The organism is Gluconacetobacter tumulisoli (assembly GCF_014174155.1).
Classification (GTDB): Bacteria; Pseudomonadota; Alphaproteobacteria; order Acetobacterales; family Acetobacteraceae; genus Gluconacetobacter; species Gluconacetobacter tumulisoli.
In genome coordinates, this window is record NZ_JABEQM010000001.1 from 223,688 (window position 1) to 244,816 (window position 21,129).

The following is a 21,129-nucleotide window of genomic DNA, read 5'->3' on the forward strand; positions in this document are numbered from 1 at the left end:
TGTTCTCCGTCAAAGGCGGGGCCGGATCGTTCAGATCGGGCCGATCAGGTGGGTGAAGGCCGCCCGTACCGCCTGGGCCCGTCGATCCATCAGGTCCAGCGCGGCGTCCACCGTTCCGGCCCCGACCTCCCGCAGCAGGATCTCCGCCGTGGCGGGGGAGATCGCGGCGACCGGGTCGGCGGGCAGACGCGGCCCGAAGAGGATTCTTAGCATGCTCTGCACCGACCGCCAGTCATGATCGGCCTGTTCCAGCAGGCGTGCGTGGGCCGGGTACAGGTCGCCGTGCCGAGCAAGGCGCCGCAGCGCCACCCGCGTGGACGGATCGCGTGCGACGGCGGTGCCGGCGACCAGTTGCAGGGCCTGCGCGATGAATTCGACATCCGTCAAGCCGCCGGGCCGGCGTCGGATATCCCACGGACCGGTGGAGGGAAGATCCCGCGCCAGGCGTTCGCGCATCGCCCGCGCGTCCTCCAGGATCGTCCTGCGGGCCCTGGCCGTTCGGGCCTGGCCGTCCAGCGCGACGCCGATGGCCGTCCGCAGGGTACGGACCAGGGCGGGCGGTCCGGCCACCACGCGCGCGCGGGTCAGGGCCATGCGTTCCCAGGTCCAGGCACTTTCGGCATGATAGCGCCGGAACGCGGCCAGCGAGACCGCCACCGGCCCCTTCGAACCCGACGGTCGCAGGCGCATGTCGACCTCATACAACGGCCCTTCCGGCCCCGGGGCGGTCAATGCCCCGATGAAGGCATGCGCCAGCCGCACGAAATACGGCCCCACCGCCAGCGGACGCGGCGGCAGGCCGCCGTCCGCGGGCGCCCCGCGCCGGGGCAGGACGCTTTCGCCAACCCCTTCCGGATGGTCGAAGACCAGCATCAGATCCAGGTCCGATCCCGGCATCATCTCGCGCGATCCTGCCTTGCCCAGCGCCATGACCGCCATGGCCCCGCCGGGCACGCGCCCATGGCGCCGCCGGTGTTCGGCCGTCACGGTCTTCAGCAGGCCACGAATGACGGCGTCGGCCATGCCGGTGCGCGCCAGGCTGGCCCGGTCGACGTCCATCCGCCCTTCCAGCCGTGCGCTGGACAGGCGGAATTCCTCGCCCCGCACCAGGCCGCGCAGGATGGGCAGCACCTGTTCGGTCGAGGTGGCGCGGGCGACGTGCTGCCGCACCAGCTGGGGGGCGGGCACGTCCTCGGCCTCATCCTGGGCGTCGGTCGCGGTGTCCAGCAGGCCGTCCAGTGCCGCCGGTGTTTCGGCCAGATGGTCCGCCAGGAAGGGCGATCCGTCCAGGATGGTCGCGATCCGGTCGATCAATGCCGGATTGCGTTCCAGCAGCGACAGGAACTGCACGCCCGCCCATTGCCGGGCCAGCATGGCGTCGAACCGCCGCAGGCAGGTCAGCGGGTCGCGCCGCTGGCCGAACCGGGTCAGCAGGGCCGGCAACAGCCGCCGCAGCAGGATGCGTGCGCGGTCGGAACGCAGGGCCCGCAGGCGATTGCCGCTCCATCGTTGCAGCAGGGCCTGGGCTGGGGGGATGTCGGCCGGGACGAAGCCGGCCGCCGCCAGATGGTCGGCCAGGTCCTCGGCCTCGGGATCGACCGAGGGGCCGGGGCCGCCGGGTTCGGCGAACTGGCGTTCGAAGATCCGGCGCGAATCCTGCATGATCGGCAGCATCATGGCCGCCAGCGCCCGGCCGCCCTTTTCCTCCATGAAGGTGGCGAAGGCGTTGAAGGAGTCGCGCGTCGCCGGCAGGCGGTGGGTCTGGTGGTCGGCCTGCATCTGCAGCCGGTGTTCCGCCCGGCGCAGCATGCGATAGGTCCGCGCCAGGCTCTCGCCCTCGGCGCGGGGCAGCAGGCCCGTCCGCACCAGCCGCCGCAGGGCGCCCAGCGTGGTGGGGTCGCGCAATTCGGGTTTGCGTCCGCCCCAGACCAGCTGCAGCGCCTGGGCCACGAACTCCACTTCCCGGATGCCGCCCTGGCCCAGCTTCAGGTCGTGATCCAGCAGCCAGTCGCGGGCCTGTCCGGGGTCGTGGACCGTTCGGTCCGTCAGCTGCGACAGGCCGGCGCGGCCGGCGTTGCGGTGGCGGTCGATCCGCGCCTTCATGTCGTGCAGGTCGTCGATGACCACGAAATCGAGGTGGCGGCGCCAGACGAAGGGATGGATTGCGCGCAGGAAGCGCCGGCCGGCGGCGATGTCGCCGGCAACGGGCCGGGCCTTGGTCATCGCCGCGCGTTCCCAGGTCTGGCCCAGGCTTTCATAATAGGCGATGCCCGCGGGGAAGGGGATGGCCGGCGGCGTCGCCGAAGGGTCCGGACGCAGGCGCAGGTCGGTGCGAAAGACGTAGCCGTCGGCATCGCGCGCTTCCATCAGGCCGACAAGATCGCTAGTCATGCGGATGAAGATCCGGCGCAGATCCTCGTGCCCGGGATGACAGTCCGGATCGTACAGGACGATCAGGTCGATATCCGAGGAGTAGTTCAGTTCCCGCGCGCCGAGCTTTCCCATCGCCAGGAGGACGAAGCCGCTGCCGCGCGCGGGGCGATTGGGGTCCCGCAGGACGATCTGTCCCGTATCATGCGCCGAGCGCAGCAGATGCCTGACGGCGGCATCCAGCGCGCTCTCCGCGAGGCGGCTGAGGGACAACGTCACCTGTTCCAGCGTCCACAGGCCGCCGATATCCGCCAGTGCGATCGCCAGCGCGGCCTGGCGCTTGGCCGCGCGCATCGTTGCGGCGATGTCGGCGCGGCTGTCGCGCGGCGTCAGGGACGCCAGGCGGTCCAGGATGGCGGCCATCGCGCGGTCCGGCCCGTCGGCCAGCAGGCGGGCGAACGGTTCGGGATCGCGCCGGACCAGGCCGGCCAGGTACGGGCTGTTGCCGCCCAGCGCCGCCAGCAGGCGGTCAACCCCCGCCGCGGCAAGCAGCTCGGGATCCAGGCCGTGTTCCACCCAGATTTCGCGCACGTCCTCCAGCAGCAGCGCGGCGCCGCGGGCGTCGGCGGGCTCGGGCCAGGGGCGATCCGTCCAGGGCGGGGCAGGGGGCGTCGTCGGCTGGGGCATGATCCGTTTTCGGGCTTGGCGGGGGGCGCGGCGTCCGCCGCGTGCGGCGGCGCACCGTGGACGGCATGACGGCCCCGGGTCAAGGCGCCGCCCCCGAAGGGGGGGACGGCGGCGGTCGCGGGCGGGAAACGCGGCGGCTTCGGCGTATCCTGCCGATCGTGGCGGGGGCGGTTGCCGTACCCGTCGTGGGACTTGTCGTCCTGGGGCTGCGCCTGTCCATGGGACCGGTGGATGTCACGCCGCTGGTCCGGCTGGCCCTGCCGGCGACGATCGTGCCCGGCGGCGCGGGACGTCCGGCGGCGGCCCGGCTGGAGGCAGGACGGGTGCGGATCGGGTGGGACGTCCTGCATCGGGGACTGGTCGCGCCGGTCGACATCCAGGCCGATGGCCTGCGCCTGCTGCGGGCCGACGGGGTCGTGGCCGACCGGATCGGGTCCATGCGGGTGGTACTGGCCGGCGCGCCCCTGCTCCATGGTCGGATCGCGCTGCTGACGATGGATTTGTCCTCGGTTCGCCTGGCGCTGCGTCGGGGGGCGGGCGGGGCGATCGCGCTGGATCTGGGGTCGGCGACGCCGCCGGATGACGGCGCGTCCGGCTTTCCGGTGGATCCGATGCAGATCCGGCGCCTGACGATCGCGGACGGGGCGGTCACGCTGGCGGACGCACGCTCGGCCGCCCGCTGGCGGCTGGAGGGCATTGGGGCGGATGTGCGGACGGAATGGGTCGCGGGCCATCTGGGCCTGACCGGCCGGGCCGTCCTCGCCCTGTCGGGACCGGGTATGCCCGGGCAGGACATGCGCGGCGTGGTGCGGGCGGAAGGGCGGCGCGACGGCGGGGGGATCGGCTGGCATGTTTCGGCGACGCCCGTCACCCTGTCCGCGTTCGCGGCCTTCGCGCCGGCGCTGTCGGCCGTCGACCTGCCGCTGGGCCTGGATGGAACGGTGCATCTGCTGGCCGACGGGCCGGGCATGGCGATGCGCCCCGGTGCCGCCGACCTGAGTCTCGATGCCGGGGCCGGACATATCGACAGCGGCGGGGATGGCCACCTGCTGGTGGACAGCGGACATGCGCATCTGTCCGCCACATTCGGACCGTCGCATGCCGGGGCCTTCCTGGCCGGGCCGGCGACGGTGCGCCTCGACAATCTGGTGGCACAGCTGCGTGCCTCCGACCATCCGGACCTGCCGGCCAGCGGTCCGGTGCTGCGGGCCGACGGCGTGCTGGACGCAGCGTCCCTGACCGGGGCGGGGGCGGTCCGGATCACGCTTTCGGCCGGGATTCCGGCGCTGGATTTCGCGACCCTCGGCGATTACTGGCCGGCCGGGGCGGCGAAGGGCGCGCGGCTGTGGGTAACGCGCAACATCACGCGCGGCGCGGCATCCGACCTGCATGTTTCGATCGGGCTGCAGGGACGTGCCGGCTGGCGCGGGATGCGCCTGGTCTCGCTGGGCGGGGGGGTGACCGGATCGGGGATGGACCTGCACTGGCTGCGTCCGATCCCGCCGGTGCACGGCCTTGATGCCCATCTGACGTTCGACGGGCCGGATTCGCTGTCGATCGCCTTCGACCACGGGGTCCAGCTGGTGGACCGCACCGGCCGGAACGTCGATGCGACCGGCACCGGCCGCGTCGAGGTCGGACCCGGCCACATGCGTATCGACGGCCTGCTGGTAAAGGACCAGATCGGCGATATCTCCACGACCCTGCGCGGCAATGCGCGCGACGTCCTGGCCCTGCTGGCCGAACCGCGGCTGCATCTGCTGTCGCGTCATCCGCTGGGCTTCAGCCAGCCGTCGGGGCAGGCCCGGATCGGGCTGCATCTCGCCCTGCCGCTGACGGCCCATGTCAAGGTGGCCGAGATCAGGCTGGACGCCCATGCCGACCTGACCCACGTTCATCTGGGCAAGGTCGTGCTGGGACGCGGGCTGGATGATGGACGGCTGGCCATCGACGCGACGACCGAAGGACTGTCCCTGCGGGGCAATGCGCGGCTGGGCGGCGTGCCCGCGACGATTGCCTACAGCATGGATTTTCGGACCGGGCCCGTGGTCCGCACGACCGAAAGCGCACGGGTGCAGGCCCATATCACGCCCGAGGATGCGGCCCGCACCGGCCTGTCCCTGGGGCAGCGTTTCGACGGCAGTGCCGATCTGGACGTTGCGTACGACCGCTTCCCCGGCGGCGCGGGACAGATCGACCTGAACCTGAACCTGGACGACGCCGCCCTGACCATCCCGGTGTGGCGCAAGGCCCGGGGACAGGCCGCGCAGGCGTCGGTGCGGCTCGGCCTCGAGCAGGCGCGTCTTTCGTCGATCGAAGCCATCCATGCGACGGGGCCGGACCTGTCGGTCGAGGGACGGGCGAACGTGACCAACGGACAGGCAAGCCGCCTGGTGTTGCGGGGATTCCGCGTCGGTCGGTCGCGGGGCGACGCCACCGTGGGCATTCCCGCCGGGCCGCGCGACCCGATTAGGGTCGCGATCCATGCGCCGGTGCTGGATCTTTCGCCGCTGCTGGCGTCCGACCCGGCGACCTCGAAAGGCGCGCCCCCTGCCGGCTATCACATGCCCGAGGCGGCGTCGGGGCGGGTCCATGGCCCGCCGGGCCGCGGCTGGGTGATCGATGCCGAGGCCCGTACCCTCTATTACAGTCGCGATGCCGCCCTTCAGGGCGTCCGGACGCATCTGGAGGATAACGGCGTCCGCCTGACGCGAATGCGCTTCTCGATGGCCGGCCCGTCGCCGGCCACGGCGATCCTGACGCCCGAGGCCGACGGCCGGCATCTGTGGGCCAGCGTGCAGGACCTGGGCCAGATCATGCACCAGATCGGCCTGACGGGGCGGTTCAGCGGCGGCCGGACGGTCCTGACGGGAGTATTCGACGACCGGCAGCCGACGGCGCCGTTTTCTGGCACGCTGACGATGGACCCCATCATGATGCGCGAGGCGCCGGACGCGGTGCGGCTGGCGAACAATGCCTCGATCTATGGCTGGATGCAGGCGCCGCGCGCGCCGGGCTTCCTGGTCGACCGGGTGTCGCTGCCGCTGACGTTTCGCGATGGCACGCTGTCCATTCATGACGGCCTGGCCGGCAATGCGTCGCTGGGCGTCACGCTGCAGGGGGCGGTGGACCTCGACCGCGGACGGCTGGACCTGAAGGGAACGATCGTGCCAGCCTTCGCGGTGAACGCCATTCCGGGCCACCTGCCCGGCGTGGGGCGGTTGCTCAGTCCCGAGAAGGGCGGCGGGCTGCTGGCGGCGACCTTCGTGGTCAGCGGCGCGATGAACGAGCCCGCGCTGCACGTCAATCCGTTCTCGGTCTTCCTGCCGGGCGTGCTGCGGCGGCTGGTGGAATAGAACAGTCCGTGGACGGGCCGGGGACAGGCGACGATGTGGTTGCTGGTGCTATCCCGCGATGGCCTGTCCCGGGGCGGGGAAAAAGGCCGAAGCCGGGCCAGGTTCCACCTCCTGGCCGTCCGGGATGGTGGGGTCCTTCGCGGGCGGCCCTTCCACGCGGTTGCGGCCCAGGCGCTTGGCGCGATAGAGGGCCCAGTCGGCGAGCGCCATCTGGTCGCCGAGCGGCAGGTCTGCGGCGGCCGGGGCGGCGAGGCCGACGCTGACGGTGGCCTGGATGTCGTGGGAGCGGGAGGTTTCGGCGAAGGCCGCACGCACGCGTTCGCCGTGGGCGCGCAATTCCCCCGCAGAAAGGCCGCTGGCGGCGGCGGCGAATTCCTCGCCGCCGATCCGGCCGAAGATCACCTCCTTCCCTAGAAGGGTCGTGGCGACGCGGCTGAAATGCCGGATGACGAGGTCGCCGGAGGCATGTCCGAACGTATCGTTGATATGTTTGAAATGATCGATATCGAACAGCAGGAGGCCGCGTCGCGGCAGGGCTTCGGCCGCCTGCCAGAAGCCCCGGCGGTTCATCACGCCTGTCATTTCATCCTGGAGCGCCATGCTTCGCGCCTGCAGGACGGCGCGTTCGGTGACCAGTATCAGCAGGAGGCTGGGCCACAGGACGACGTAGCATATCATTTCGAACGGGATGATCGTCGTCGCGAGGGGTTGCCAGCCCGCCAGTCCGGGCAGGGCCGTCAGCGCGGCGCGGACCGCGCAGCACACGACATGAAGGCTGCTGATGACGATAAGCGCCTGGTGCGATTTCGCTTCCCGCGGAACCCGCAGCAACTGGCAGAGCGGAAGGAACACGAGCACGCCGACCAGCGCCATCGCGGTTTCGACGCGCAGGTCGAACGACCGGCGGAACGGAGCGGCCAGGCACAGCACAAGCCACAGCACCGTCGGCGCCGCGAGCCGCCAGCGGGAAACCGGATGGCCATACAGTCGCATGACTGCCTGCCAGAACAGTGCGAGCGCCAGCAGGACGAGGCCGTTTCCAACCGGAACGGCAATGCATTCGGGGACCGGAGGGCGCATGATCACCAGGGGCAGGCCGATGCCGCCGATCAATGTCCCCAGGCTGAGCAGGTGCAAGGCGGGTTCAGGATGATAGCGGCGCACCACGCCGCCCAGAAAGGTGATGAGGAGACAGAGAAGTGCTATGGTCGGTCCCGGAGGAAGCGAGGCGTAGGGCATGCGGCAGATATCCGGACCGTTGGTATAATATTATAGCCAGCAGGCGTCGTCGGCCCAGGGTTCAGCGCGGGCGACGGCGCGTCGGCCAGCCAACGCGGACCAGCGTTCCGTCCGGATCCGAAATGGCGAATTCATACATTCCCCACGGCTTGTCCTCCGGTCCGGCGCCGATCAGCTCGGTCCGGAACGCGGCGCATAGTTCATCGACATTTTCGGCGTGAAGATACAGTCCGAACGGATTCCTGCCGGGAACCAGCCAGCCCTCCACCGCATCGGTCAGATGCAGAAACCCGCCGCCGCCGTTGGACAGCAGGCGATAGCTGTCGGGTTGCGGGGATGAGGCGGGGCCGACATCCGAACGAACGAAGCCCAGCCGCCTGTAAAAACCCTCGGACGCGTCCAGGTCGTTGCACGGCAGGATGGCGATCAGGAGGCCGGGGGGCGGATTGCTCATGTTCGGGCTCCTTTTGGTCCTCGTCGGGGTGGGTTTCTCCGATCGGCGCGCGCCCGGCCCGTCCGGTTCAGGCCGTGGCCTCCGCCTCGATCCGTGTCCGGCTGTCCAGCAGGAACAGGACCGTCAGCAGCGAGCACAGCGCGCAGGCCGATACATACCAGTAGAACCACTCTTCATGCCCCGCCTGCTTGCACCAGAGGGCGACATATTCGGCCGTTCCCCCGAACAGCGAGACGGTCAGGGCATAGGGAAAGGCGACGCCCAGCGCGCGGACGCGGGTGGGGAACTGTTCGGCCTTCACCACGGCATTGATCGAGGTGTAAGTCGACACCGCCATCAGCGCCAGCGTGACCAGGGCGAAGGCCGGCAGGATGCCGCGGGCGCCCGACAGGGCATGCATCAGCGGCACCGTGCCGAACGTGCCCAGCACCCCGAACGCGATCAGCAACGCCCGGCGCCCCACCCGGTCGGACAGCGCGCCGAATGCCGGCTGCGCCAGCGCGAAGACCAGCAGCGCGGTGGCGGACACCAGGGTCGATTGCTCCCGCGACAGGCCGACCGTGTTGACCAGGTACTTCTGCATGTAGATCGTGTAGGTGTAGAACGATACCGTACCGCCCAGGGTCAGGCCACAGACCGTCAGGATCTCTCGCCGGTAGCGCGACAGGACCCTCAGGCCGCCTTTTTCGCCCGATGCGCGGGCGTGGGTGAATTGCTCGCTCTCATGCATCGACCGGCGGAACCAGAAGACCGATACCGACAGCAGGGCGCCGATGCCGAACGGCACGCGCCAGCCCCAGTCGCCGATCTGGGCCGGCGTCAGCAGCACGAACTGCATGACCAGCAGGACGACCAGCGCCACGAGCTGCCCCATGACCAGCGTCACGTACTGGAAGCTGGAATAGAAGCCGCGATGGGCGGCCGGCGCGACCTCGGACAGGTAGGTCGCACTGGCGCCGTATTCTCCGCCCAGGCTCAACCCCTGGATCAGGCGCGCCACGACCAGGACGATCGGGGCGGCGACCCCGATCCGGTCGTAGTCCGGGCAGACGACGATCATCGCCGATCCCGCGCACATCGTCAGGATGGATACGCTCAACGCCGTGCGCCGGCCGTAACGGTCGGCCAGGATGCCCATCAGCCACCCGCCGATCGGCCGCATCAGGAACCCGACGGCGAAGATCGCGGCGGTGTTCAGCAGCTGCGCCGTCATGTCGCCCCTGGGGAAGAAGGCCCGGGCGAAATACAGCGAAAAGGCCGAATAGACGTACCAGTCGTAATACTCGATCAGATTGCCCGACGATCCCGCCACGATGCCGCGCAGGCGCTGCGCCGTCGTCATCGGAAGGGCGCCGGAAGGACTGGGCGTCTGGGCTGAATCCATGAGTACGGTCCGTCTGGGGGCGATGGGGCGTAAGGCGGCACAGTGTCGTGAAGCGGCGCCGCCGACAGGAACCCTGGCGCGCGGGATGGGGCGATTTCGTTCCGGGTATCAGACGGATGCGGTCCGTGTCGACCGTGTCGTCCCGGCGTCCGCCGGCGAGGCGAGGGGGGCGGATAGCGAAAGGGACGCGTCGGGATGGCCCGACAGCGCGAGGGCGAGCTTCTGCCCGTCCAGCTCGTTTTCCCATCGCGCCAGGACGATGGCGGCCACGGCGTTGCCCACGATGTTCGTCAGCGACCGGCATTCGGACATGAAGCGGTCCACCCCCAGGATCAGCGCCATGCCGCCGACCGGCACGTCGGGCACGACGGCCAGCGTTGCCGCCAGGGTGATGAATCCCGCACCGGTGACGCCCGCGGCGCCCTTGGAACTGATCATCGCCACCAGCAGCAGCGCGACCTGCTGCCCCAGTCCCAGATGCACGCCCGTCGCCTGCGCGATGAACAGGGCCGCGAGCGACATGTAGATGTTGGTGCCGTCCAGATTGAAGGAATACCCCATCGGCACGACCAGCCCCACGACGGAAGGGGCGCATCCCGCGGTCTCCAGCTTCGACATCAGGGTCGGCAGGGCGGACTCCGACGAACTGGTGCCCAGCACGATCAGCAGTTCCTCGCGCAGGTAGGCCAGCAGCCGCAGGATCCTGAATCCGTTATAGCGCGCAACGGCGCCCAGGATCACCAGGACGAACAATGCCGACGTCGCGTAGAACGTGCCCACCAGCAGGGCCAGGTTGATCACCGAACCGATGCCGAACCGCCCGATGGTGAACGCCATGGCGCCGAAGGCCCCGATCGGGGCGGCCAGCATCACCAGCCGGACAACGCCGAAGACCAGTTCGGTCAGCTGGCGGAACAGGTCCAGCACGGCCTGGCCCCGCGCGCCCATGCGCGACAGGCTGATGCTGAACAGGATGGCGATCAGCAGGACCTGGAGGATCTCGCCCGAGGTGAAGGCGCTGACCGTCGTGTCGGGAATGATGTGCAGCACGAACAGGCTGAAGGAATGATCGTGTGCCTTCGCCGCGTAATCCGCGACCGCGCGGGTGTCCAGCGATGCCGGGTCGACATGCAGGCTGGCCCCGGGCCGGACGACATTGGCCACGACCATGCCGACTACCAGCGCCAGGGTGGAGAAGGCCAGGAAATACAGCATCGCCTTGCCCGCCAGGCGCCCGGCCTTGCCCAGGTCCGCCAGGCCCGCGACGCCCGTCACCACGGTCAGGAAGATGACCGGCGAGATCACCATCTTGACCAGCCGGATGAACCCGTCGCCCAGCGGCTTCATCTCCGCGCCCGTCGCGGGCCAGAAATGGCCCAGCAGGATTCCGGCCACCACACCGACGATCACCTGGACATACAGGCTGCGATAAAGGGGCGTCTTCGGAACGTCGTCCGGCGTGGAGGACAGGCGCATGGCGGTGGTCTTTCCCTGTGACGGTCCTGTCGTCCCGCCCGGTCGGCCCCGGGCGGGGCGGCGGTCCGCGCGTGCCTTTCGGCCGTCCCGCGGCGCGGATGCGCCCTGCATAGCATCGCGCGGCGGGTTGCCAAAGTGCGGGGGACGGACTTTACCCGCCCGGGTATCCGCGTCATGGACTGACGGCGAATCACACCTGCGGGAGAAGGGGAAGGCAATGCCCGACGCGTTCGGATCGGGGGCGGGCGGGCTGGAGCTGGGGTTGCTGGTCCTGGTCGCCGCCGTGGTGCTGTCGGCAGCGGTGCTGTTGCGTCGTCGCGGCAGCGGCGGCGGTGCGGGGAGCGAGGGCGACCTGCTGGCGCGGCTGTACGTCATGCTGGAACGCGAGGGTGCGGCCCGCACGGCCGACAGCGAGGCCCTGCGTGCGCGCCTGACGGACATCGAGCGCGTGCTGGCCGCGCGGCTGGAGCAGGGGCGGATGGAGATGGCGGACCGGCTGGGCGCGATCGCGCAGTCGGTCGGCCGCGAGCTGGCCGAAGCCCGGGTCGGCCAGGCCGAAGCCCTGCGCGACATGGCCGAGGCCAGTGCCCGCCAGACCGAGGCGATCCGCGCCGCCGTCGACGAACGCTTGCACGAGGCTGTGGAGCGCCAGATGCAGACCTCGTTCCAGCGGGTGCTGGAACAGTTCGGCGCGATGCAGAAGGCGATGGGCGAGGTTACCGCGATGACGGCGCAGATCGGCGACCTCAAGCGCCTGTTTTCCAACGTCAAGACGCGCGGCGGCTGGGGCGAGGCGCAGTTGCGCGCCATTCTGGACGACGTGCTGCCGGCAGGAGCCTACACGGCGAATTGCCGCCTGCGCGAGGGCAGCGCCGAGATGGTGGAATTCGCGGTGCGCATGCCGGTCAAGGCCGCGACGCCGCCGGTGCTGGCCATCGATTCGAAATTCCCGACCGAGGCGTACGAGCGCCTGCTGGACGCCGTCGACCGCGTGGATCCCGAGGCCGAGCGCGCCGCCCGTCGTGCCTTGGACACCACGCTGCGGATCGAGGCGCGCAAGATCGCGTCGAAATATATCGTCCCGCCGGTGACGGTGGAATTCGCAGTATTGTACCTGCCCACCGACGGCCTGTATGCCGAGGTGGCGCGCAGCCCCGGGCTGCTGGACGAAATCGGGCGGACCTGCCGGGTGATCGTCATGGGGCCGGGGCTGCTGCCGGCCATGCTGCGGACGATCCATCTGGGATATGTTACCATGGCGCTGGAGGAACGCACCGACGGCATTGCCCGCCTGCTGGGCGCGACCCGCCAGGAGATGCTCAAGATGGACGGCGTGCTGGAAAAGCTGGCGCGCAATGCGTCGACCATGTCCTCCTCGATCGACGAGGCCCGGCGCAGGACGCGGGTAGTGGCCCGGCAACTGCGCGGCCTGGACGGTGTCGAGGCGATATCGGAGGACACCGCCGTGTCCGACGGAGCGTCGGATGAAACTGGCGACAACCCGGCCGACGGCCCTGTCGCCCCGCCCGCAGGCGGATCCGGCGAACCGCGCCGATGGGCGGATGGCGCGCCGGGGCGGTGAAACGGAATTTAATGGCGGATGAAAGGGGGTGGGGCCATGTCTGTGCGGACCATGAACGCGTCTTCCAGGTCAGATCAGGACATTGCCGGCAAGGAGCCGGGCGGCAGGGAGCCTTCAGGCCGGGACACCGGCGGCAAGGCGTCCCGGCCCCGCGTCCTGCTTGTGGAGGATGACGGCAAGATCGCGCAGGAAGTCGCCGAGGAACTGGAAAGCCGCGGTTTCCGCGTCCGGCACGCGGCGACCGGGCCGGAAGGCCTGTCCATTGGCGTCACGGGGGGCTTCGACGTGATGATCGTCGACCGCATGCTGCCCGAACTGGATGGCCTGACCCTGATCGAGACCTTGCGAGGCCGGCAGGTCGCGACCCCCGTCCTGGTCCTGTCGGCCCTGTCGGCCGTCGACGACCGGGTCAGCGGGCTGAAAGCCGGCGGCGACGACTACCTGACCAAGCCCTTCGCGATGGAGGAACTGGCCGCCCGGCTGGAGGCGCTGATGCGCCGGCCGAACAACACGCGCGAGACGATGCTGCGCGTGGGCCCGCTGGCCATGGACCTGATCGAACGCACGGTGACCCGCGACGGGACCGAGATCGACCTGCTGCCGCGCGAATTCCGGTTGCTGGAATATCTCATGCGGCGGCCGAACCAGGTGCTGACGCGCAACATGCTGCTGGAGGATGTGTGGAATTACCGCTTTATCCCCCAGACCAACCTGGTGGACGTGCATATCGGCAAGCTGCGCCGCAAGATCGATGAGGCCGGCGGGCCGCCGCTGATCCAGAGTATCCGCGGCACGGGGTTCATGCTGCGTGCTCCTGAGTGAGTTGTTTCGGACCGCGACCTTCCGCCTGACGCTGGCGGTGGTCGCGGCCATGATCGGCACGGCGGCGCTGCAGTTCTCGCTGGGCTACAGCCAGACCAAGACGTTCGAATTTCGTCGCTCGGACGCCCTGCTGCACCGCGAGGCCGACCTGCTGTCGCATGAAAACGCGCAGGATCTGGAACACAAGATTCGCGAACGCGCGACCGACGATCTGCGCGTCGTGATCAATGAGGCCGGGCTGTTCGACATGGCGCATCGTTATGTCGCCGGCGACCTGCGTGTCTGGCCGGACGGCCTGATCGCCGACGGGCGGGTGCGCGAGCTGACGGTCTGGCCGACCGAGGACGCCCCCTACGTCCTGCGGATCCTGGCCATTCCGGTCGAAGGCGGGCGGATCCTGGTGCTGGCGCGCGGGCTGCACATGCTGGACGAATGGCGGTTGATGATGCGGCATTCGCTGCTGGTGTCGATCGTGCCGACGGTGCTGTTCGCCCTGATGACCGGCATCGTGCTCAGCCACAGGGCGCTGGCGCGGGTCACGGTGATGCACGAGGCGATCGACCGGATCATGGAGGGCGACCTGCACGAACGCCTGCCGTCGGGGCGCGGGCGCGACGAGATGCAGCGGCTGGCCGGCAGCGTGAACCGCATGCTCGACCGATTGGAACATCTGATGGACGAAATCCGCGATGTCGGGAACGACATCGCGCACGATCTGCGCACGCCGCTGGCGCGCGTGCGCGCGCGGCTGGACCGTGCGCTGGGCGACCGTGCGCTGGGCGACGCGCTGTCGGCCGACGATCTGCGATCGGTCGTCGGGCGGGCGATCGACGACCTCGACCAATGCTTCTCGATCATAACAGCCCTGCTGAGAATAGGGGAGATCGAGAACGCCCGTCGCCGCGTCGGTTTCGCGGTCGTCGACCTGAACGAGATCGCAGCCGATATCGTCGACCTCTACGAACCGATTGCCGAGGCCAAGCAGATCCGCCTCGACCTCCTGCCCTCCACGGGGCCCGTTCCGGTCTATGGCGACCGGGACCTGCTGATCGAGGTCCTGGCCAACCTGATTGATAACGCGATCAAATTTACCGATCCGGGGGGCGAGGTCACGCTGGGCATGGTACGACAGGGCGACGGGGCGCGGCTGGAGGTCGCGGACACCGGCATCGGCATCATCCCGGAGGAACGTCAGGCGGTGCTCAACCGGTTCTATCGCTCGGACAAGAGCCGGCACGTGCCGGGCAGTGGCCTGGGCCTCAGTCTTGTCTCGGCCATCCTGCGCCTGCACAATGCTTCCCTGACGATATCGGAGACCCGGAAGCAGGATGCTCGTCCGGGCGCGCTGTTCGGGGTGGTCTTTCCGCCGTCTCCACCGACGGTTTCCGCCTCGGCCTGACCGGGCGGACAGGAGCGCCGGACGCAGGACCGCCGCAGTTCAGGGGCGGTTTCTAAATGGAAATTTCATTGGCTTGTCTCGCGGGCGTGATAACGAGGCCGCCGAAGACGCGGGGGAGATCGAGGATGCACACATGCGGACAGCCGGGCCCGGTCCCGACATGCACCGGGGTGCTGGCCTTCTCGGGGGGCGCATGCACGCGTGAGGGTTCGTCCCGCGCATGAATTCCATCGTCGTCACCGCCCTCAAGCGGCCCTACACCTTCGTCGTCCTGTCGATCCTGATCGTGGTCTTCGGCGTCCGGTCCATGGTCCAGACGCCCACCGACGTCTTTCCCAGCATCCGGATCCCGGTCGTCGCGATCGTGTGGGGCTATACCGGCCTGATGCCCGAGGACATGTCCGGCCGCGTGGTCTATTATTACGAGCGCGCGCTGACCGCCACGGTCAACAATATCGAGCATATCGAGAGCCAGTCCTATTACGGGCGCGGCATCGTCAAGGTGTTCTTCCAGCCCGGCACCGACACATCGGTCGCGCAGACGCAGATCACATCGGTCTCGCAGACGGTGATCAAGCAGATGCCGGCCGGCATGACGCCACCGCTGATCCTGACCTACAACGCGTCCTCGGTGCCGGTCCTCACGCTCCAGGTCTCGTCGGATTCGATGACGGCGTCGCAGATCTACGACATGTCGTCCAACCTGATCCGCCCGGCCCTGGTTTCGGTCGCAGGGGCCGCGATTCCCAATCCGTATGGCGGCCAGCCGGGCAATATCATGGTCGACCTCGACCAGGCGAAGCTGCTGGCCCACGGCTTGTCGGCCACCGACGTGGGCGCCGCCCTGGGCCGGCAGAACATCGTGCTGCCGGCCGGCGACCAGCAGATCGGTGCCTTCGACTTCATGGTGCAGACGAACGCGACCCCGCGCGAGATCGCGGCGTTCAACAGCATCCCCGTCAAGCAGGACGGCAATTCGGTCGTATATCTGCGTGACGTCGCCTGGGTGCATCCGGGGGGGCCGCCGCAGACGAACATGGTTCTGGTCAAGGGACACCAGGCCGTGCTGATCGTCATCATGAAGAGCGGCGACGCCTCCACGCTGTCGGTCGTCAGCGGGGTCAAGGCCCTGCTGCCCTCGATCGTCCAGACGCTGCCGTCTGGGGTGCATATCCGGATCCTGAACGATGCCTCCACCTTCGTGAAGGAGGCGGTGCGCGACGTGGTGCAGGAAATGGGCACGGCCGCCCTGCTGACCAGTCTGGTGGTGCTGCTGTTCCTGGGCTCGTGGCGTTCGACGATCATCATCGCGACGTCGATCCCGCTGGCGATGCTGTGCTCGGTGATCGGGCTGGGCTGGGCTGGGCAGACGATCAACGTCATGACCCTGGGCGGCCTGGCGCTGGCGGTCGGCATCCTGGTCGACGACGCCACCGTCATGATCGAGAATATCGACGCCCATCTGGAAATGGAGAAGGACCTGGAAACCGCGATCATCGACGCGGCGAACCAGATCGTGATCCCGACCTTCGTGTCGACGCTGTGCATCTGTATCGTCTGGATGCCGCTGTTCCAGTTGACCGGCGTCGCGGGCTGGCTGTTCATGCCGATGGCCGAGGCCATCATCTTCGCCATGATCGCGTCCTTCATCCTGTCGCGTACCCTGGTGCCGACCATGGCGAAATACATGCTGGCGGCCCAGGTGGCGGCCCATGCCGAGGCGCATGCGGCCGACCGGCCGCGCGGGTTCTTCGGTCGCTTCCAGCAAGGGTTCGAGCGGCGTTTCACCGCGTTCCGTAACGGCTATCGCGACCTGCTGACGTATCTGGTGGCGACGCGGGGGCGCTTCATTCCGGTCTTCCTGGTCTGCGCCGTCGCCTCGATGGGACTGATCTTCTTCGTCGGGCAGGATTTCTTCCCCGAAATCAATTCGAACACGCTGGCGATCCACATGCGGGCGCGCCTGGGCACCAAGCTGAACGAGGCCGGCAAGATCTCGATGCTGGTCAACCAGGACATCTCGCGCCTGCTGCCGGGCCAGGTCGATGACATCGTGTCCAATTGCGGCCTGCCGTTCAGCGGCCTGAACCAGGCCTTCATTCCCACCCCCACCGTCGGCACGCAGGATTGCGACCTGACAGTGACCCTGAAGAATGACGAATCGCCGGTCGCGGAATATCGCGGCATCCTGCGGCGCGGGCTGGCCGACCATTTCCCGGGAACCGAAATCACCTTCATGCCCGCCGATCTGACGGCGAAGATCCTGAATTTCGGTCTTCCCTCGCCGATCGACGTGCAGGTGTCCGGTCGTAACCTTGTGGATAATTTCGCCTTCGCCCAGCATCTGGCGGCGCGGCTGCGCCACGTGACGGGCATCGCCGACGTCTCGGTGCAGGAGCCGATGAACACGCCGACCCTGCGGGTGAACGCACGGCGAACCTACGCGCTGGGCACCGGCCTGACCGAATCCGACATCGCCAACAACGCGCTGGCCACCCTGTCGGGCAGCGGCCAGGTCTCGCCCACCTACTGGCTGGATCCGGCGACCGGGGTGTCGCATCTGGTCGATATCCAGACGCCGCTGCAATTCCTGCAGACGATGAACGACCTGGAGACGATCCCCATCGATCGCGGCGACGGCAACCCCAAGAGCGTCCCGCCCCAGATCCTGGGCGGCCTCAGCGACATCGTGCAGACCGGCACGCCGGGCGAGGTGGCGCACTACAACATCATGCCGGTCTTCAACATCTATGCGGCCAACGAGGGCCTCGACCTGGGCGCCGTCTCGCGCGAGGTCAATCGCGTGGTCGCCGCGGCCCGCCACGACCTGCCGCAGGGGTCCAGCCTGGTGGTGCGGGGCCAGGCGGTGACGATGAACGACGCCTACATGCAGCTGGGCCTGGGCCTGGCGATGTCGGTGCTGCTGGTCTACCTGATCATCGTCGTGAATTTTCAGTCCTGGCTGGACCCGTTCATCATCATCACCGCGCTGCCGGGGGCCCTGGCTGGCATCGCCTGGTCGCTGTTCCTGACGCATACGACGCTTTCGGTGCCGGCGCTGACCGGGGCGATCATGTGCATGGGCACGGCGACCGCGAATTCGATCCTTGTCGTGTCCTTCGCTCGTGAACGGATGGACGTGCATGGCGACGCCATCCGCGCCGCGATCGAGGCGGGATATGAACGTATCCGGCCGGTGCTGATGACAGCCTCGGCGATGATCATCGGCATGCTGCCGATGTCCCTCAGCAATTCACAGAACGCGCCGCTCGGGCGCGCCGTGATGGGCGGCCTGGCGGTCGCGACGGTCGCGACGCTCCTGTTCGTGCCGTGCGTCTTTGCCCTGCTGCATTCCCGAAAACACCGTACCGCCGAAGGAGAACGTGCATGAGCGGCGTAGGACAGGCCCGCGGGCGCGGAATATCGGGGCGCGGGAAGCTCCTGGCCGGGGTCGGCGTCGTCATCCTCCTGGCCGTCGTGGGCGGCGGGATCCTGGAGCGCCGGCTGCATGTCGCCGCGCTGCACCGCGAGACCGAGGACGCCGCCATCCCGCGCGTGCAACTGATCTCGCCCAGCCACGGGCCCAGCGTCCGGACGCTGGACCTGCCGGGCAATGTCTCGGCCTGGTACCAGGCGCCGATTTATGCCCAGGTCTCGGGCTATGTGCGGATGTGGTACAAGGATATCGGCGCGGTGGTGAAGGCCGGCGACGTGCTGGCCTCGATCGACACGCCCGGGGTGGATGCGCAGTATGCGGCGTCCAAGGCCAATTTCGACGTGGCCATGGCGCGCTACAAGCTGGCGCAGATCACCGCCCGCCGCTGGAAGGCCCTGCAGGGCACCCAGGCGGTCTCGCAGCAGGAAGTGGATGTCCAGGCTGCCAATGCCGAGGCCGAGCAGGCGCAGGTCGAGGCCGCGCGGCACGAGGTCTCGCGCTATGCCGCGCTGATCGGCTTCAAGCAGATCGTGGCGCCGTTCGACGGCGTGGTGACATCGCGCCTGGCCGATGTCGGCGATTATGTGAACGCGGGTGGCGGCGACGTATCGTCGCGCGGCACCGCCACCGAGCTGTTCAGCGTGGCCGACGTGCACCGGATGCGCATATTCGTCTCGGTGCCGCAGGATTATGCCGACATCCTCAGCCCGAAGCTGGCGGCGGACGTGACGGTACCGCAATATCCGGGCCGCGTCTTCAAGGCGCAGTTCCTGGCGACCGCCAGCGCCTTCAACCTCAGCACCCGCACCGTCACCACCGAACTGACGGTGGACAACGACCAGCGCGAGCTGTGGCCAGATTCTTACGCCACCGTCCATTTCCGCGCGCCGGGCGATCCGTCCATCCTGATCGTGCCGGAAGGCGCGCTGATCTTCCGCGCGCAGGGCATGCAGGTGGCGCTGGTGGACGAGCATAACCGCATCCGCCTGCGCAACGTCGTCGTCGGCACCAACCTGGGCACCAGCGTGCAGATCCGTGGCGGGCTGAAGGCGACGGACAGGATCGTGAACAACCCGTCCGCCGGCCTGCTGGAAGGGCAGGAGGTCAAGGTGGTGGATCCGACGCCGGGCTACAGCGCGCCGTCGGATGCGGCGCCGTCGGCCCCCCGGAACGAGGACACGCGGGCCATGCCCGCCGGGGAAGACGGGTCGGAGGAGGCAGGGGCGCGGCAATGACCAGGTCCGCCCTTTCCCGCGCCGCCCCCCGGCGCGCGTCCCCCCGTCGTGCGTGGCTGCGTGTCCCCCTCCTGGCGTTGCTGGGCGGCCTCGCATCCTGCGACATGGCGCCGGCCTATCATCCGGCGCACCTGCTGCTCCCCGACGATTGGAAGGGCGATGGCATCATGCGGTTCGCGGCGCCCCAGGATGCCGCGCTGCGTGGCGACTGGTGGACCGCGTTCAACGATCCGGTGCTGAACCGGCTGGAAGAGCAGGCGAATCGCACCAATCCGGATCTGCAGGTCGCGGCCGAAACATTCACCCAGGCCCGCGACATGGCGGCGGAGGCCCGGGCCGGCCTGTATCCGCAGGTCACCGGCCAGGCGGCCATGAGCAAGAACAAGGGCTCGGACCATCGCCTGTGGCGTGGCGCCGGTTCGACCGGCCCGGTCTACATGTCGTCCGAGCAATATGGCGGCACCGCGTCGTGGGAGCCGGATTTCTGGTCCTCGATCCGCAACCAGGTGCGGATGCGGCGGCAGTCGGCGCAGGAGCGCGCCGCGGACTACGCGCTGATGCGGCTGAGCCTCGATGCGGAACTGGCGACCGACTACATGGCGCTGCGCGGGCTGGATGCACAGGATACGGTCTATCGCGATTCGATTCGCACGTACCAATTGGCGGTGCAGATCACGCGGTTACGCCAGGCCGGCGCGATCGCGGCCGGTCTCGACGTCTCGCGGGCGCAGAATCAGCTTTACGCCACCCAGGCGCAGGAAACCGACCTGCAGGCGCGACGCGCGGTACTGGAACATGCCATTGCCGTGCTGGTGAACGTCTCGCCCTCCGCCTTTCACATCGAACCCGTGGCCGCCCTGAATCTCCCCGATATCGTCATACCGGTCGGGGTGCCCTCCACCCTGCTGGAGCGGCGCCCCGACGTTGCGGGCGCCGAGCGGGAGATGGCGCAGGCCAACCGGGCGATCGGCGTATCGCGGGCGGCCTTCTATCCGCACGTCACCTTCAACGCCATGACCGGCTTCATGGATAACGGCTTCTCGCTCGCCGACCTGTCCAACAGCATGTACAGCTACGCCGCCCAGGCGGTGATGCCCCTGTTCCAGGGCGGCCTGCGCCGGGCGGAGCTACAGCGGACCTGGTCGCAGTATCGCCAGGCCGAGGATAATTATCGCGCCGTCGTGCTGTCCGCCTTTCAGGATGTCGAGGACGGGCTGACCCTGACCGGCCGCCTGCGGGTCGAACAGCAGCAGCAGGAGGGCGCCGTGAAGGCCGCCCTGCGCACCCAGAACATGACCATGACGCTTTATACGGGCGGGCTGACCAATTACCTGGACGTGGTGGTGGCGCAGATCGCCGCCCTGACCGCGCGGATTTCCGAGGTTCAGGTGGAAACCCGGCGGCTGCAGGCCAATGTGACCCTGATCCGGGCGCTGGGGGGCGGCTGGTCGCGCAGCCAGTTGCCGGATTCGAAATCGATCATGCCGTTCGCGCCGCTGCAATATGACGGGCTGCGGACGCCCAAATCGGTCGGCGGCATCGCGGTGGGCACGAGTCCGGAACAGTCCGACCTGACCGGCACGGGTCTGCGCGGGCCGGGCTTGACACCGCCGGGCAAATAGGGTTAGGGACCCGCCTCCTACGGAACGCGGGAGACCGCTGCCGCTGCCCCCGGGCGGCGGGCGGCCG

Annotated in this window: 12 protein-coding genes; 7 read left to right on the forward strand and 5 right to left on the reverse strand. The window is 68.8% G+C overall.

What is annotated here, in order from left to right; translation table 11 throughout:
• Positions 1–30: 30 nt before the first annotated feature.
• Complete coding sequence (locus HLH28_RS01050) at positions 31–3,057, reverse strand: bifunctional [glutamine synthetase] adenylyltransferase/[glutamine synthetase]-adenylyl-L-tyrosine phosphorylase (protein WP_182953310.1); 3,027 nt, start codon at positions 3,055–3,057, stop codon at positions 31–33.
• 41 nt (positions 3,058–3,098) lie between these two features.
• Here HLH28_RS01050 and HLH28_RS01055 point away from each other — a divergent pair, with 41 nt between their 5' ends.
• On the forward strand, positions 3,099–6,413 hold the full coding sequence (locus HLH28_RS01055; RefSeq protein WP_182953311.1) for an AsmA-like C-terminal region-containing protein: 3,315 nt from the start codon (positions 3,099–3,101) through the stop codon (positions 6,411–6,413).
• 48 nt (positions 6,414–6,461) lie between these two features.
• On the opposite strand, the gene HLH28_RS01060 is transcribed toward HLH28_RS01055, so the two are convergent.
• From HLH28_RS01060 to HLH28_RS01075, 4 genes are all read right to left on the reverse strand, one after another.
• The gene (locus tag HLH28_RS01060) at positions 6,462–7,652 is read right to left on the reverse strand and encodes a GGDEF domain-containing protein (RefSeq protein WP_182953312.1); all 1,191 of its coding nucleotides are present in this window, start codon (positions 7,650–7,652) and stop codon (positions 6,462–6,464) included.
• A 61-nt stretch (positions 7,653–7,713) separates the two neighbouring features.
• On the reverse strand, positions 7,714–8,106 hold the full coding sequence (locus HLH28_RS01065) for a VOC family protein (RefSeq protein WP_182953313.1): 393 nt from the start codon (positions 8,104–8,106) through the stop codon (positions 7,714–7,716).
• A gap of 67 nt (positions 8,107–8,173) precedes the next feature.
• Entirely contained in the window at positions 8,174–9,448 is a 1,275-nt protein-coding gene (locus HLH28_RS01070) for an MFS transporter (protein WP_182953830.1), read from the reverse strand.
• Positions 9,449–9,598: 150 nt separating this feature from the next.
• Complete coding sequence (locus tag HLH28_RS01075) at positions 9,599–10,966, reverse strand: dicarboxylate/amino acid:cation symporter (protein ID WP_182953314.1); 1,368 nt, start codon at positions 10,964–10,966, stop codon at positions 9,599–9,601.
• A 217-nt stretch (positions 10,967–11,183) separates the two neighbouring features.
• On the opposite strand from HLH28_RS01075, the gene HLH28_RS01080 reads away from it, so the two are divergent.
• The 6 genes from HLH28_RS01080 (at position 11,184) to HLH28_RS01105 (ending at position 21,062) form a co-directional block, all read left to right on the forward strand.
• The gene (locus tag HLH28_RS01080; protein WP_182953317.1) at positions 11,184–12,548 is read left to right on the forward strand and encodes a DNA recombination protein RmuC; all 1,365 of its coding nucleotides are present in this window, start codon (positions 11,184–11,186) and stop codon (positions 12,546–12,548) included.
• Positions 12,549–12,584: 36 nt separating this feature from the next.
• On the forward strand, positions 12,585–13,370 hold the full coding sequence (locus HLH28_RS01085) for a response regulator transcription factor (protein ID WP_408869796.1): 786 nt from the start codon (positions 12,585–12,587) through the stop codon (positions 13,368–13,370).
• Entirely contained in the window at positions 13,357–14,769 is a 1,413-nt protein-coding gene (locus HLH28_RS01090) for an ATP-binding protein (RefSeq protein ID WP_182953321.1), read from the forward strand. Before HLH28_RS01085 ends, HLH28_RS01090 begins: the two co-directional genes overlap by 14 nt.
• 220 nt (positions 14,770–14,989) lie before the next feature.
• Positions 14,990–18,160, forward strand: coding sequence for an efflux RND transporter permease subunit (locus HLH28_RS01095; RefSeq protein WP_182953323.1), 3,171 nt, complete (start codon positions 14,990–14,992; stop codon positions 18,158–18,160).
• Complete coding sequence (locus tag HLH28_RS01100; protein ID WP_182953325.1) at positions 18,157–19,440, forward strand: efflux RND transporter periplasmic adaptor subunit; 1,284 nt, start codon at positions 18,157–18,159, stop codon at positions 19,438–19,440. The genes HLH28_RS01095 and HLH28_RS01100 overlap by 4 nt, the downstream gene beginning before the upstream one ends.
• Complete coding sequence (locus tag HLH28_RS01105) at positions 19,437–21,062, forward strand: efflux transporter outer membrane subunit (protein ID WP_182953327.1); 1,626 nt, start codon at positions 19,437–19,439, stop codon at positions 21,060–21,062. The genes HLH28_RS01100 and HLH28_RS01105 overlap by 4 nt, the downstream gene beginning before the upstream one ends.
• Positions 21,063–21,129 lie beyond the last annotated feature (67 nt).